This window comes from Sinorhizobium sp. B11, assembly GCA_039725955.1.
In the GTDB taxonomy this organism is placed as follows: Bacteria; Pseudomonadota; Alphaproteobacteria; order Rhizobiales; family Rhizobiaceae; genus Rhizobium.
The window spans coordinates 2658707-2672963 of record CP091034.1; the positions used below are offsets into that span (position 1 = coordinate 2658707).

Sequence of the window (14257 nt, forward strand, 5' to 3'; positions counted from 1 at the left end):
TCGCGTTCCCAGCCTCCCCCAAAAACTTTCCACGATCATCCTGCATAGCAGAAAGCTATTTCGCTAAAGCGCCATCGAAGCGAAAGTATTCGGGTTTAAACTTCATCAAATTTATAGATTATATCTTTTTTGAATCAATCAGGAGGATATCCATGCCGAAGACTGCATCCAATCCCATCGAGCTCGGCACCCGCGCCGCGGACTTCATTCTTCCGGATGCGAGGGGCGTGCTCCACAAGCTCTCGGATTTCGATGGCACGCCGGCGCTGCTCGTCGCCTTCATTTCCAATCGCTGCCCCTTCGTGCAGCTGATCCGCAGTGATCTCGCAGCCTTCGCCCGGGACTATGAGGCCAGGGGCCTGCGGGTCATCGCCATCAACAGCAACGATACCGAGGCGCATCCGGAAGAAAGCCTCGCCGCCGTCGGCCGTGAGGCCGAAGCGATCGGCTACACCTTCCCCTATTTGAAGGACGAGGCGCAGGCGGTTGCCAAGGCTTATGGCGCAGCCTGCACGCCGGATCTTTTCCTCTTCGATGGCGCCCGCAAGCTTGCCTATCACGGCCAGTACGACGATGCCCGCCCGGGCAATGGCAAGCCCGTCACCGGCAAGGATCTGCGCGCTGCGGCAGACGCCGTTCTCGCCGGCGCACGGCCCGCGCAGGAACAGACAGCGTCGATCGGCTGCAACATCAAATGGACTGCGGGCAACGAACCCTCCTGGTTCTCCAACGCTGCCTGATAGGTCCAACGCGGCAGCTCTGTGGCTGCCGCGCTCTTTTATCATCACCTAGAGATTTTCTGATGTCGCTGAAGCGTAACGACTTGGCGGGCAGCGGCCCGTTGCATCTGCAGACGGACGTGCTCGTCATCGGCGGCGGGCCGGCCGGTGCCTGGGCTGCCCTTTCGGCGGCGCAGAACGGCGCCCGCGTCATCCTCGCCGACAAGGGTTACCTCGGCACCAGCGGCGCGACGGCCCCGTCGAATACCGGCACATGGCTGGTGCCGCCCGGCGAAAACCGCGCCCAGATCATCGAGCGCCGCTGGCAGCGCACCGCCAATCTCGCCGACCAGCGCTGGATGCTGCGCACCGTCGACCAGGCCTATGAAAACCTGCTGAAGCTTGCCGAATGGGGCTACCCCTTCCCCGATGATGAGGATGGCAAACTCTATATCGCCAATCTGCGCGGGCCTGACTACATGGCGTTCATGCGCCGCCGCGTACTCAAGGCCGGCATCACCGTTCTCGATCACCACCCTGCCCTTGAGCTCTATTTCGATGGCGAAGCCGTCACGGGTGCCGCGGGCATCGACCGCCAGAGCGACCGCGACTGGCGGGTGGATGCCGGCGCCGTCGTGCTGGCGACCGGCGGCTGCGCCTTCCATGAGCGCATCCTCGGTGCCGCAGCGTTGACCGGCGACGGCCACCTGATGGCGGCGGAAGCCGGCGCCAGCCTCTCGGGCATGGAATTCACCGGCAAATATACGCTCGCCCCCTACGGCTCCTCGCTCAACAAGGGCCTGCCCTTCCGCTGGGCCTCCTTTTACCGCGAGGATGGCACGCCGATCCTCGATAGCGACGGCAATCACCTGCAGAACGGCATCGGCGAGCGCGAGAAGGAAATCGCGCGGGCCATGATCGAAGCCCCCGTCTATGCCGTGCTCGATCAGGCCGAACCCGCCCTGCAGGACTGGCTGCGCCGTGGCCAGCCAAACTGTTTCGTGCCCTATGACCGCACCCCGGTCGATCCATTCAGCCAGATGTTCCGCGTCACCTTCCGCGCCGAAGGGACCGTGCGCGGCACCGGCGGCATCCGCATCGCGACATCCGATTGCGGCACCGATGTGCAGGGCCTCTATGTCGCCGGCGATGCCGCAAGCCGCGAAGCGCTCGCGGGCGCCATGTCTGGCGGCGGCGGCCCCAATTCCTCCTGGGCCATCGCCAGCGGCTGGTGGTCCGGCCAGGGTGCGGCCGGCCATGCCAAACGCCGCGGTGACAAGGCCTTCCGCGCCAGTTCCAGCCCGCTCGGCCAGGCGGGCCTGCGCCCCGGCGGCACGGTGAAGGACACGCTGACGGCAAAGGATGTCATCGACAGCGTGCGCGCCGAAGTCACGCCTCTGGAGAAGAATTATTTCCGCGAGGGCAGCCGCCTGCAGGCGAGCCAGGACAAGCTCGACACGCTCTGGTCGGATGTCAGAAACCATCTCTCCGGCACCGGCCTCGACAGGCTGAAGGCGCGCGAGGCTGCCGCCATCGCTGCCCACGGCCGCTGGTCGCTCGCCTCGGCCCTTGCCCGCAAGGAAAGCCGCGGCATGCACCGCCGCTCGGATTTTAGGGGTAACGACCCGGCCTTCGCCCACTCCATCACCGTGCGCGGCGTCGATGACATTGTGGTCAGCGCACAGGCAGAAAGCCGCCGGGAGATCGCATCATGATCGAAGTCGTCTCCGAAAGCCGCTGCGTGGAATGCGATATCTGCGTGAAGGTCTGCCCCGCCAATGTCTTTGACGCCACCGATGGCGTGCCCGTCATCGCCCGCCAGGATGACTGCCAGACCTGCTTCCTCTGCGAAATCTACTGTCCGACCGACGCGCTCTATGTCGCCGAGCGCGCCGACGGTCCGTTGTCGATCACTGAAGAAGAGGTCGAGGAACGCAACCTCTTCGGCAGCTATTCCCGCGCGCTTGGCTGGAAGCGCGGCAAACCGGGCGGATCGCAACTCGACCCCACCCACCGCATCCGCGTCGCGCAAGTCTGAATTGGAGAAGCCCATGGACCGCATCACCGTCACCGATGTCCGCAAGACCTTCCAGCTAAAGCCCGGCCAGACGGTACAGATCGACGGCCGCCCCTCCGACCGCGTCACGGTCTTGAACGGCATCGATCTCACCATCCGCAAGGGGGAGTTCATCACCCTCGTCGGCCCGAGCGGCAGCGGAAAATCCGTGCTTCTCGACATTATCGGCGGCCTGACCGAAGCCTCCGACGGCGTTGTTCGGATCGATGGCAAGCACATCGTCAAGCCGGACCCGAAGACCGGCTATGTCTTCCAGCAATATGCGCTCTTTCCCTGGCGCACGGCCCTTGCCAATATCGAATATGCGCTTGAGGTCCACGGCGTTCCCAAGCGCGAGCGCACCGAAAAGGCCCGCTATTTCCTCTCGCTCTTCGGGCTCTCCGGATTCGAGGATCGTTTCCCCAACCAGCTCTCCGGCGGCATGCAGCAGCGCGTGGCGATTGCCCGCGCGCTCGCGACCGATCCGGAAGTGCTGCTGATGGACGAGCCCTTTGCAGCACTCGACGCCCAGACCCGCGAGATCCTGCAGACCGAGCTTCTGCGCATCTGGGAGAAGATCAACACGACCGTCGTCTTCGTCACCCACTCGATCGACGAGGCGATCTACCTCGCCGACCGCATCGTCGTCATGACGGCGCGCCCCGGCACGGTGAAGGAAATCATCGATATCGACCTGCCGCGCCCGCGCGATGGCGACATCAGAGCAAGTGCGGAGTTCAACGCCCATCGCGGTCGCGTCTGGGAAGCCCTTAGGGACGAAGTGAACAAGGCGCAGAAAGATTGGGCGCTTTCACCGGCTTACGCCCACTGAAACCGGGAGAACTGATATGGCCTATGTTACCGACAAGACCGTCCTCGGCGCCGAGCCTTTTCCCGCCCGGCAAAAGCGTGCCGCCCCGCGCGCCAAACGCCGCATCGAATTCGGCGCCGCCACCTATGGCCTGCCGCTGATGATCGTCTTCTTCGGCCTTTGGGAGATCGCGCCGCGTCTCGGCTGGCTGAACCGCATCTTCTTCCCGCCGCTCAGCGAAGTGCTGGAAGCCTGGTATGCGATGCTGCTCGACGGCACGCTCTCGGCCAATATCGGCATCAGCCTTGAGCGCGCCGCCATCGGCTTTCTGCTTGCCGTTGTAGTCGCCGTGCCGCTCGGCTTCCTCATGGGGCGTTACACGCTCTTCGAAAAGGTCTCCGACCTGCTCGTCCAGACGCTGCGCAACACCTCGCAATTCGCCCTTCTGCCTGTTTTCATCCTGCTGCTCGGGATCGGCGAGGCATCGAAGATCGCCATCTGCTTCTATTCGTCGGTCTTTTTCCTGCTGATCAACACGATCTCGGGCGTCAAGTCAGTCGACCCGCTGCTCCTGAAAGCCGCCCGCTCCATGGGCACGTCCGATCTCGACATGTTCCGCAAGGTCATCCTGCCGGCCAGCATTCCCTCGATCGTTTCGGGCATGCGCCTTGCCGTCAAATCCTCGATCTTCGCCGTCATCGGCGCGGAAATGCTCGCCGCCAAATCCGGCCTCGGATTCCTGATCCAGCAGTCGCAGCTGATGATGGAAACAGCCGACATGTATGCCGGCATCATCACCATGACCGCGATCGGCCTGCTCGTGAACTACCTGCTCGTCTGGTTCGAGCGCTGGGCGACTGCCTGGAAGGGCAGCTACGAAATCTCTCACAACTGAATGAATACCGTTTCTGAAGGGGACATCACATGACAAACTTCAACCCATCGATCCTGCGCCGCACGCTGCTATCAGGCCTCGCGGCCCTCGCCCTCGGCAGCGCCGCCCTCACCGGCCCGGCTCTCGCCGAAGACAAGCCCGAAATCATCCGCATCGGCAGCACGGCCCCCGGCCACCTGAAATTCATCCTCGAACGCCATAGCGGCTCGCTCGCCAAGGAGTTCGAAAAGGACGGCATCAAGGTCGAGTTCATCGCCTTCACCAATGGCGGCTCGGAAGCCACGACCGCGCTTGCCACCGGCGCCGTCGAATTCATCTACACCGGCAATAACCCGGCGCTGCGCGTCGCCGCTGCCGGCGCGGACGTGAAGGCCATCGGCCTTTCGAGCTATGTAAAAGCCAACGGCTCGGCGATCATCGTCAAGGCGGATTCGCCGATCAAGTCGCTCGCCGATCTCAAGGGCAAGAAGGTCGCCTATCTCGCCGGCACCGTGCGCCACTCCACTTTCGCCAAGGCGCTGAAGTCCGTTGGCCTGTCTCTCACCGATGTGGAATCCCTCAACCTCGCCTTCGATGCCTCGGGCCCGGCGCTGGTACGCGGCGATGTCGATGCCGTCGTCGAAAGCGGCGATGTCGCCGCCAAGCTCGTCGAAACCGGCCAGGCCCGCGTCATCCTCGACGCTTCCTCGCATCCGGAATGGTCCGCCCCCTTCGTCATCTCCGCCAACGGCGAATTCGCTAGAAAATACCCCGATCTCGTCAAACGCCTCCTGAAGGTCGACATTGAAACCGCCCGCTGGGCCGATGCCCACCCGGAAGACACGATCAGGATCTTCGTCGATGAAACCAAGTCCTCGGAAAAGTCCGTCCGCGAAACCTACAAGGACAACGTCTTCTACCAGGATCCGAAGATCACCCCGGAAGCGCTCGCCTCGCTGAAGAGCGAGGAACAGTTCATGGCCGATGCCAAACTGCTCAAGGGCTCCGTCGACTACGACAAGTGGATCGATACCAGCTTCCTCGACGCAGCCTACAAGGAAGTCGACGCCAAGAAGTCGAACTGACCAACGGGGCAGCGCCGCCAACCTCTCCGCCGTCATGCTCGGCCTGTCCCTGATATCTGCTGCCGTTCGATATCAGGCGCAAGGCCGAGGATGACATTGAGTTGGCGGCAAAGGCCTTGCCGACAGATTGAACCCGCGCCAAAGCCGGCGCTCTGCTCTTCCGGCAGTCGGCAACAAGGAAGCCTACCCCGCCAGCTTCACGATCACCTGCCGATAGGTGACCGCAAACGTCTGATGAAGCTCGGGGTTCGCCCCTGCACGGACGATTTTTGATGCCGCGACGAGATCGTCGGCGTCGAGTGCCGCCGTCAGCCGCGATGTCGCTGTGAATATCGGAGAATTGGCGCCTTTCGCAATATCTCTGGCGTCGTGCGCAACTGATCTGGCATGATGCGCCTGTTACCTTGCGTTCCATGCAAGAGCAAAAGGTGCATTCATGAACAGCAAATCCCAACCCACGGCCCTCGTCACCGGCGCGTCATCCGGCATGGGAAAAACCATCGCCGGACGCCTGATCGCTGACGGCTATCTAGTCTATGTCGCCGCCCGCAGCGTCGAGAAGATGGCCGACCTGGCAGCGCTTGGCGCAATCCCGCTGCGGATGGATATTTCCAAGGAAGACGACATCGTGGCCGCGGTGCGCACCATCACCGAGAAATCTGGTGGTGTCGATGTCCTGGTCAACAATGCCGGCTTCGGTCTCTACGGCCCTGTCGAGGAGATCCCGCTCGATGAGGCGCGCTACCAGTTCGAGGTCAATGTCTTCGGCCCCGCGCGCCTGACCCAGCTTCTGCTCCCGGCGATGCGGGCGCGCGGCGCAGGCACCATCGTCAACATCACCTCGATGGGCGGCAAGATCTATACGGTGCTGGGCGCCTGGTATCACGCCACCAAACATGCGCTGGAGGGCTGGTCGGACAGTCTGCGGCTGGAGCTCGAACCCTTCGGCATCCGCGTCATCGTGATCGAGCCGGGGCTTATCGAGACGGGCTTTGGCGATGCAGCGTCCAGAGGCATCCTCGAACGGTCCGGCACCGGTCCCTACGGCAAGCTCGCGCAGCGCGTGGCAGCCTCCATCGACAGGAGCTATGGCCGCGGCCAAGGCACCGACCCGAAGGTCATCGCCGATGTCGTCAGCAAAGCCCTCCTGTCGGCCCGGCCCAAAACCCGCTACGCAGCGGGCAAATACGCAAGGATGATGATCTGGGTGCGCAAGTGGCTGGGCGACCGCGTCTTCGACCGGCTGATCAAGAGCCAGATGTGACGGCCAGGCGGAGGATGCAGCGATGACCAGGGACACGGGCGACAGGTGCCGGCTGCCGCAGGCCTTCTGGCGGGCGGCAGAGCGCATGGGCCTGCCCGCCCCGGTCCTGCTGCGGCAGGCCAGGCTGCCGGCGACACTGCACATTGCGCCCGAGACGTGGCTGTCCACCGCACAGTATTTTGCGCTGTGGCGTGCGGTCGAAACGCTCTCGCAAGATCCCGCGATCGGCCTCAGGATGACCGCCGAGACCGATACCTCGCTGCACCCGCCCTCCACGATGTCGGCCTTCTTCGCGCGCGATTACCGGGATGGGCTGCACCGGCTGGCGCGGTTCAAGCGGCTCTGCACCCCGGAGGAACTGACCGCAGCCGAGAGCGGGAGCGAATGCCGGGTCGCGGTGCGCTGGCTTCATACCGATGAGGCCGAACCGGATGCGGCAGCCGACGTCACCTTTGCGGCAATCCTCGAGCTCGGACGGCGGGGAACGGGGCGGCACCTCACGCCGATCCGGGTCGAGATGACCAGAACCGAGCCCGTGACCGAGGTGCACCGATCCTATTTCGATGCCCCTGTTCGTACTGGCTGCGCGCAGAATGCGCTGGTGCTGGATCGCGCCGACCTCGACCTGCCTTTCGCAGGATATAACCCCGAACTGCTTGCGATCCTCGACCCGTCCCTTGCCGCATCGCTTGGCGAGATCGAAGCGCAATCCTCGCTGACCGATCAGGTGAAGATCCTGATCAAGCGCCGCATCGCCAGCGGCAAGCCCGATATTGCCGATGTGGCCCGCGAAATGGGCATGAGCGAGCGCACCCTGCAGCGCCGCATCACCGAACAGGGCACGAGCTATCGCGGCCTGCTGGACGAGGCGCGGCGCGAACTCGGCCGCCAGCTGCTGTCCGACGGACAGAGCGGCATCGACGAGATCGCCTTTCTGCTCGGCTTTCAGGATACGAGCTCGTTCTATCGGGCCTTCCGTGCATGGGAAGGACTTACGCCGGCAGCGTGGCGAGACCTTCACTGAAAGGTTGATCGGGCGCCACCCCTCGGTCGGTTTCGGCACGACAGAAATCCCGGTTCTCGGCTGCCCGACGCCGATAGCTCCCGTCTCCGCTTGCCTGCCCGCGCAGACGCCGCCCGGCGCCCCCGAATTTACGCCGATAGTACCGTTACGTACTTTCGCGCCGCGCACAAAGGGCTTAAAATTGAGACAAGACTAAAATGCCGTCCGAGGGGGATATTGGCATGGGGCTTCAAGGCAATACCACAAGGCGGTGCAGCAGCCGCAGGACCGCCGTTGGCACGGCGGCCATAACGGCGCTTCTGGCCGCTCAAAATGCAGCGGCCGAGGATGCGGCAGCACCGCAACCCTATCATGACGCTCTCACCAACCATGTGCCCGGTTTCATCACCGCGCCTGGGCAGACCGACATTCTCTTCATTATCGTCATCGTGTTTCTGCTGGCGGTCGTTCTCGTCATCGGCAACCTGTATTTCCAGCTCCATGCCGTTCCCGAGCGCATCGCGCACAAGACGAACAAGGTGCAGATGGAGATCGTCGCGGTACTGGCGCTGATATCGCTCTTCACGCACAACCACATCTACTGGATCATCGGCCTGCTGCTTGCGTTCATCCGCATTCCGGATTTCTCGACGCCGATCTATTCGATCGCGCGGTCGATGGCGCGGCTCGCCAACCGCGATCCCGCTGAGATCGACAGCGCGGCGGCGCCAGTCGCCCATTCGCCGACGGCCCACGAGCCGCCCGCCCCCGCACCAGTCAACCCTGCACCAGTCCACTCCGCGCCAGTCAACCCTGCACCGGCCACCGCAGCCCCGATCGCTGCAGCCCCAAGCGCCAAAACCCCGACCGCGGGCGCCCCGATTGCCCCAGTGCCGGTTGCTTCCCATCCGCAGCCATCCGGCCAGACGAACGCACAGCAACCTGCCGAAAATGCGATAAGGACCGGCCCGCACGAAAGGGGTATCTGACCATGCTCGAACTGATGCTTTGCTCGATGCTGACCATCCTCCCCGACTATCTCTTCCGCCGTTATGTCCAGGACAAGCGCATCGGCCGCGAGATCACCCTCTACAGCATGTGGTACGAGCTGCGCTGGGGCATTACCGCCTGCCTGCTGCTCACCATATCGCTGATCACCATGATCTTCTATTTCCACCCGGCGACGAAGAGCGTCACCGCCGTCTTCCGTACCGTAACCATCCTGCCGGAAACCATTGGCCGGGTCGACGAAGTCTATGTTGGCCTCAACCAGAAGGTGGAGGCCGGCGCGCCGCTCTTCCGGCTCGACGATTCCGCCCAGAAGGCCGCACTCGATGTGGCGCACAAGCAGATCGCCGAGGTCGAGGCTGAGACAAAGGTCGCCGAGAGCGAGCTTGCCAGTGCCGACGGCGTGATCCGGCAGGCGGAAGGCGCCCTGCAGGTATCGATCGACGAGCTGCAGATGAAGACCCAGCTCCTGAAGAACGATGCCGTTGCCCGCCGCGAAGTAGACCGGCTCACCAATACCGTGGAAAGCCAGCGCGGCATGGTCAGCGCCGCCTATGCCAACAAGGAGACGCTGCAGACCAAGCTCAAGGTGCTCCTGCCGGCACAGAAGGCGAGCGCCGATGCAGCGCTCAACCAGGCTCAGGTGGAGCTCGACAAGACGGTCGTCAAGGCCGGTGTCGCCGGCACCGTCCAGCAGTTCACGCTGCGCAAGGGTGATGTGCTGAACACCATGTTGCGCCCGGCCGGCATCCTTGTGCCTGAAACGGCCGGCCGAGGCACGCTGGTTGCCGGCTTCGGCCAGATCGAGGCGCAGGTCATGAAGCCCGGCATGGTGGCCGAAGCCACCTGCGTCGGCAAACCCTTCACCATCATCCCGCTCGTCGTCACCGAGGTGCAGGACGTGATCGCCGCCGGCCAGCTGCGCCCGACCGACCAGCTCCTCGACGTTGCGCAACTGACACAGCCCGGCACGCTGACCGTCTTCCTGCAGCCGCTCTTCCCCGGCGGCCTCGACGGCGTGCCGCCCGGCGGCAGCTGCATCGCCAATGCCTATACCAACAACCACGATGCGCTGGCCGACCCCAATATCGGCACCCTCAAATCGATCGGCCTGCATGTCATCGATACGGTCGGCGTCGTGCATGCCATGATCCTGCGCATGCAGGCCATGCTGCTGCCGGTACAGACCCTGGTGCTGACGGGGCATTGAGGTAGCTTCACACTTGCAGCCCGTAAGTCCTCCCTCATGCTCGGGCCTGTCCCGAGCATCTGCGGTGGGCGATATCAAGCATAAAGCCGGACGCTCCGGCCTTGCTAACCGCCGCCAGCTCCGCCACCTATGGAGAAAACCCCGCTCCGGACAAGCCACTGTGTATCCAGCAGACGACAGCTTCACCCACGCCCTTGCCCTCATCCCCGAAGGCTATAGCGAAGGTGCCTTCGACAACCGCCGCTGGGGCGCCACCGTGAAGCGCTCGCCCGACGGCAAACGCATCTGGCTCTATGCCGAGGATCTCGCTGGAACCGATATCGTCAGCTTCAATTTCTATCTCCTGGCGGAGAGCGGCAGCACGCTGAAGCCCTGTGAAATGTCCTCCGCGAAGGTCATCGCCTTCGTGCTCGGCTATCGGCCGGACAGGCAGGATCAACCGATACTGCCGGCAAAGCGTTCGGCAAGCCTCTGACGCTGAAAACCTTCGGTGACAAAATCGACGAAGGCCCGCGTCTTCAGCGGCAGCAGCGTCCGGCTGGCGTAATAGATCGAGATCGGTCCAGCATCCACATACCAGGAAGGCAAGAGGCGGATCAGCTCGCCGCTGTCGAGATAAGGCAGCGCATCGGGCTTGGCGATGACAGTCACCCCAAGCCCGAGAAGGGCGGCGGCACACATCGCCGTCGGATCGTTGACGACGATCCTGGCCGGCAGATCGGCGGACTGCTCCTCGCCGGCGGCATTGCGCATCTGCCGTTGCGTCAGGCGCCCGGTGCTCAATGATTTCATGACGATACCGTCAAATGCTGAGAGCCCGGCCGGATCGACCGGCGGCCGGCGGCCGGCCATATAGGCCGGTGACGCCACCGCCACGAGATGGGCCGGCGCCAGCGTGCGTGCCACCACGCCCGAAGCGAGCTCGAAGCCGCCGCCGACGGCCGCATCGTAACCTTCGGCGATGAGATCGACCGGCCGGTTCTCGAACATCCATTCCGGCTGCACCAGCGGATAACGTTTCATGAAACCGGGGAGCATCGGCAGGATATAGCCCGTGCCGAAACCCGGCGGCAGGCTGACCTTCAGCACGCCCGCCGGCTCCGCATGCTCGTTGGATATCCCGGCAATCGCCCCCTGCAACCCCTCCAGATGATCGCGTACGGAAAGGAGAAAGCGCTCGCCCGCCTCCGTCAGCGTCAGGCTGCGCGTGCTGCGATGGAAGAGCCGGAGTTTCAGATTGGCCTCGAGCGCCGCCACATTGCGGCTGACGGCGGCCGGCGTGAGGCCGAGACGACGTGCGGCCGCCGAAAAGCCGCCAAGTTCGGCGCTGCGCACGAAGGATTCCAGATTTGCCAAACTCTCCATCCCGCAAGCCCCTCATCACCTTCAAGGAAAACTTGAAACTGATACCACCCACTCCCCTCTAATCAAACAGGAATGAGATCGCGATATTGCCTTCATCGAAACGAACACGACACGCAGAAAGGAAACTTGCCATGTCCATCGGCATCATCGGCGCCGGCAATATCGGTGCAGCCTTCGCCCGCGCCCTCGCCCGCAGTGGCATCTCCGCCACCATCGCCAATAGCCGCGGCCCTGAAACGCTCGGGGACCTCACCGCCGAGCTCGCTCCGCATATCACAGCGGGCACGATCGAGGAGGCAGCCAAGGCCGATATCGTCCTCATCGCCGTGCCCTGGTCGAAGCTGCCGGCAGCGCTGTCCGGCCTGCCGGATTGGGCCGGCCGCATCGTCATCGATGCCAATAACCCGATCGAAGCGCCTCTCTTCAAGCCGGCCGAGCTCGGCGGCCGGCTGTCGAGCGAGATCGTCGCCGGCCTCGTGCCCGGCGCCCGTCTCGTCAAAGCCTTCAACCACCTCTTCGCCAATCTCGTCTCGGCCGACCCGCACGCCGAAGGCGGCAGCCGCGTGCTCTTCTACTCGGGCGATGATATCAAGGCGAAGGCGGAAGTCGCCGAAATCATCACGCGCCTCGGCTTTGCCGGCGTCGACCTCGGCCCGCTCAAGATCGGCGCCAGCCTGACGCAATTCCCCGGCGGCCCACTGCCGGCCCTCAACCTCGTCAAGTTCGGCTGAAGGAAGTTGATATGACACCGATGGAGGTCGCAAGGATCTTTCGGCAACTGGCTGCGATCAAGCGGTAGCCGCCTTCAATCATCCGCCCCTGTGGCGGCGTACGTAGAGCTCGTTCGCCGCCCGAATCAGAGCAGGAAGATTTCGGACATATTGGGCGGCGCCCCGAAAAATGTTCCGGAACCCGTCTCTGCCGGAGAGCCTACGGAAACTCTGGTTTCGGATGGCAAAGGGGCTTCCGTGTGCCGCCGCGGCATCGAGAGCCGCGTTCGCATCCGAAATCGCACCCAGCCTCTTGAGGGCCATGTAAAGAGGGTAGTAGCAATCCGTCTCGCCACTCTTGGCCGCCCGATCATACAGAGGAGCCGCATCGGCGAAATTGCCTTCTTCCGCCAGTAACCCGGCAAGCCCATACATGCCGAAGGCATCGCCTTCCTCCACCGCAAGCCCATAATAGTGTTTGGCTTTTTGCACGTCTCGCGGCTGCATGTTGTCGTAGGCATAGGCAATGTGCGAGGAGCACGGACCATATCCTTCAGCCAGCAGCTCAAGATAGATCGCCAGGGACTGCTCATAATTCCCCGCCTCAAGCAGCTTATATGCTTCCTCGCCGTTTTTGCTGGCAGTCAGGCTGTCCATGGTGCCCCCGTTCGCACCCTCGCGCCGAATCCCCCGATACGGGCTCCCCAGTCACGATACCAGTGGTTGTGCCCTCCGCCAATATGAACGAGCATCAGTCCGTTTACTGCTGTTGGAACGCCAGCCGCACGCCGAGCGCCATGTAGATCGAGCCGATCACCTTGCCCTGCCAGCGGCCGATCGTCCGGTTCCTGTTGAGCCAGCCGCGTACCGAACCGGCACTGATCGCGAGCGCTGAAGTCACGCAGATGCTGAGCACCACGAAGATGATGCCGAGCAGCGCGAATTGCCCGATCACCGATCCGCTTTCGGGATGGATAAATTGCGGCAGGAAGGCGAGGAAGAAGAGCGCCGTCTTCGGGTTCAGGATCTCCGTGAAGATCCCCTGACGGAAAGCCTTGCCGGGGCTGATCTCAGGCGCCGCCGCCATATCGAGATTGCCCGACTTTTCGATGAAGGCCCGGTATCCGAGATAGATGAGATAGGCCACGCCGATATATTTCACCACCTCGAAGGCGAGTGCCGAAGTCGCAAACAAGGCCGAAAGGCCGAAAGTCGCCATGGTGGAATGGATGAGATCGCCGACCCCGATGCCGAGCCCCGTTGCAATGCCGGCCCGCCTGCCGCCGCTCACCGACCGGGCGAGAACCAGCAGCGTCGCAGGCCCCGGAATCACCATCAGCCCGAGCACGACGAGAACATAGGTCGTCAAAACAGCGATACTCATCTTCGATTTCCATATCTGAAATAGCGACCGTCAGACTAACGACTTCGGCTGTCGGTGCAATATTCGAAAAGTTTACGCTGCGGCAGGTGCCATAGCCCTCGTCTCGCGAGAACGCCCTTGCGTAAAGCACGGAATAGGCGCAGCATTCGAACGCTGGCAGCCACTTCAAGGGCCCTGCCGGTTCGGGGTGCAAGCCCTGGCCCCAACGAAAGGGGGACGTCATGTCTTCCGACTTTTATCCATCAAGCCTGTCGCGCAATCTCATCCGAACCGGCGCATTCGCCTATCGTGAGAACGTGGCGCTCGGGATTCTCGATCGCGCCACGGACACCGCCAGGAACCCGGGTAATCGTTCGGAAGCGATCGGAAGTTTCGCGGCCTTTCCCGATTTCAGCGGCGAAGCGCAGACCCGCCTGGAAACACATAGGCGGCGCGTTTACGCCGCAGGACAATTGCCTCTTTCCACACTGGCGGCCTTTCTCGACGAACGTTCCGGCCCCGGCCCCCGGCCCCTTTGATACTGCGGTGACCGCGCTGCCGGCGGGCAGCGGCCTGCAATATCTGAACTGCCCCGCATCACCACACCAGGAGGAAACCATGGCCAAGGGCCAAGTGCGCAGCAACAAGGAAACCCGCAAGCCGAAGAAAGACCGATCTGCCTCAGCCTCCCCTGCCGCCGCACCCGGCACGCAGGTCAAGATGGCGAGCAGCAACGCGGGCGGCGACAAGAAGAAATAACGCCCGCCCGCTCCGGCGCGGCGGCCCTTC

General features: G+C 63.3%; 17 protein-coding genes. 14 read left to right on the forward strand and 3 right to left on the reverse strand.

Annotation, left to right across the window (positions count from 1 at the left end):
• Positions 1–152 precede the first annotated feature (152 nt).
• The 11 genes from LVY75_23165 to LVY75_23215 all read left to right on the forward strand — a co-directional run bounded on the left by LVY75_23165 (position 153) and on the right by LVY75_23215 (position 10505).
• The gene (locus LVY75_23165) at positions 153–740 is read left to right on the forward strand and encodes a thioredoxin family protein (protein ID XAZ21716.1); all 588 of its coding nucleotides are present in this window, start codon (positions 153–155) and stop codon (positions 738–740) included.
• 62 nt (positions 741–802) lie between these two features.
• Positions 803–2434 (forward strand): FAD-binding protein, encoded by a 1632-nt coding sequence (locus tag LVY75_23170; GenBank protein ID XAZ21717.1) that lies wholly within the window; start codon positions 803–805, stop codon positions 2432–2434.
• Entirely contained in the window at positions 2431–2757 is a 327-nt protein-coding gene (locus LVY75_23175; GenBank protein ID XAZ21718.1) for a ferredoxin family protein, read from the forward strand. The genes LVY75_23170 and LVY75_23175 overlap by 4 nt, the downstream gene beginning before the upstream one ends.
• A gap of 13 nt (positions 2758–2770) precedes the next feature.
• Entirely contained in the window at positions 2771–3607 is an 837-nt protein-coding gene (locus LVY75_23180) for an ABC transporter ATP-binding protein (GenBank protein XAZ21719.1), read from the forward strand.
• Positions 3608–3623: 16 nt separating this feature from the next.
• Complete coding sequence (locus tag LVY75_23185) at positions 3624–4481, forward strand: ABC transporter permease (protein XAZ21720.1); 858 nt, start codon at positions 3624–3626, stop codon at positions 4479–4481.
• Positions 4482–4510: 29 nt separating this feature from the next.
• A complete protein-coding gene (locus LVY75_23190) occupies positions 4511–5545 on the forward strand; it encodes an aliphatic sulfonate ABC transporter substrate-binding protein (protein XAZ21721.1) in 1035 nt (344 codons plus the stop codon).
• A gap of 436 nt (positions 5546–5981) precedes the next feature.
• Positions 5982–6809 carry an oxidoreductase gene (locus tag LVY75_23195; GenBank protein ID XAZ21722.1) on the forward strand — a complete coding sequence of 276 codons (828 nt, stop codon included), beginning with the start codon at positions 5982–5984 and terminating at the stop codon, positions 6807–6809.
• Between the two features lie 85 nt (positions 6810–6894).
• On the forward strand, positions 6895–7833 hold the full coding sequence (locus LVY75_23200; protein XAZ25809.1) for an AraC family transcriptional regulator: 939 nt from the start codon (positions 6895–6897) through the stop codon (positions 7831–7833).
• A 221-nt stretch (positions 7834–8054) separates the two neighbouring features.
• Positions 8055–8801, forward strand: a complete 747-nt coding sequence (locus LVY75_23205; GenBank protein ID XAZ21723.1) for a hypothetical protein — start codon at positions 8055–8057, stop codon at positions 8799–8801.
• A 2-nt stretch (positions 8802–8803) separates the two neighbouring features.
• Positions 8804–10030, forward strand: coding sequence for a biotin/lipoyl-binding protein (locus tag LVY75_23210; GenBank protein XAZ21724.1), 1227 nt, complete (start codon positions 8804–8806; stop codon positions 10028–10030).
• 160 nt (positions 10031–10190) lie between these two features.
• A complete protein-coding gene (locus LVY75_23215; GenBank protein ID XAZ21725.1) occupies positions 10191–10505 on the forward strand; it encodes a hypothetical protein in 315 nt (104 codons plus the stop codon).
• Here LVY75_23215 and LVY75_23220 read toward each other — a convergent pair.
• Entirely contained in the window at positions 10466–11395 is a 930-nt protein-coding gene (locus LVY75_23220) for a LysR substrate-binding domain-containing protein (protein ID XAZ21726.1), read from the reverse strand. The genes LVY75_23215 and LVY75_23220 overlap by 40 nt on opposite strands.
• Positions 11396–11526: 131 nt before the next feature.
• Here LVY75_23220 and LVY75_23225 point away from each other — a divergent pair, with 131 nt between their 5' ends.
• Entirely contained in the window at positions 11527–12126 is a 600-nt protein-coding gene (locus tag LVY75_23225) for an NAD(P)-binding domain-containing protein (GenBank protein ID XAZ21727.1), read from the forward strand.
• A gap of 78 nt (positions 12127–12204) precedes the next feature.
• Here LVY75_23225 and LVY75_23230 read toward each other — a convergent pair whose 3' ends face one another.
• Both LVY75_23230 and LVY75_23235 read right to left on the reverse strand, forming a co-directional pair.
• Positions 12205–12762 carry a hypothetical protein gene (locus LVY75_23230; protein ID XAZ21728.1) on the reverse strand — a complete coding sequence of 186 codons (558 nt, stop codon included), beginning with the start codon at positions 12760–12762 and terminating at the stop codon, positions 12205–12207.
• Positions 12763–12865: 103 nt separating this feature from the next.
• Positions 12866–13489, reverse strand: coding sequence for a LysE family translocator (locus LVY75_23235; GenBank protein ID XAZ21729.1), 624 nt, complete (start codon positions 13487–13489; stop codon positions 12866–12868).
• Between the two features lie 221 nt (positions 13490–13710).
• Between LVY75_23235 and LVY75_23240 the strand changes: the two genes are divergently transcribed.
• Both LVY75_23240 and LVY75_23245 read left to right on the forward strand, forming a co-directional pair.
• Entirely contained in the window at positions 13711–14007 is a 297-nt protein-coding gene (locus LVY75_23240; GenBank protein XAZ21730.1) for a hypothetical protein, read from the forward strand.
• Between the two features lie 7 nt (positions 14008–14014).
• Complete coding sequence (locus LVY75_23245) at positions 14015–14227, forward strand: hypothetical protein (GenBank protein ID XAZ25886.1); 213 nt, start codon at positions 14015–14017, stop codon at positions 14225–14227.
• Positions 14228–14257: the final 30 nt, after the last annotated feature.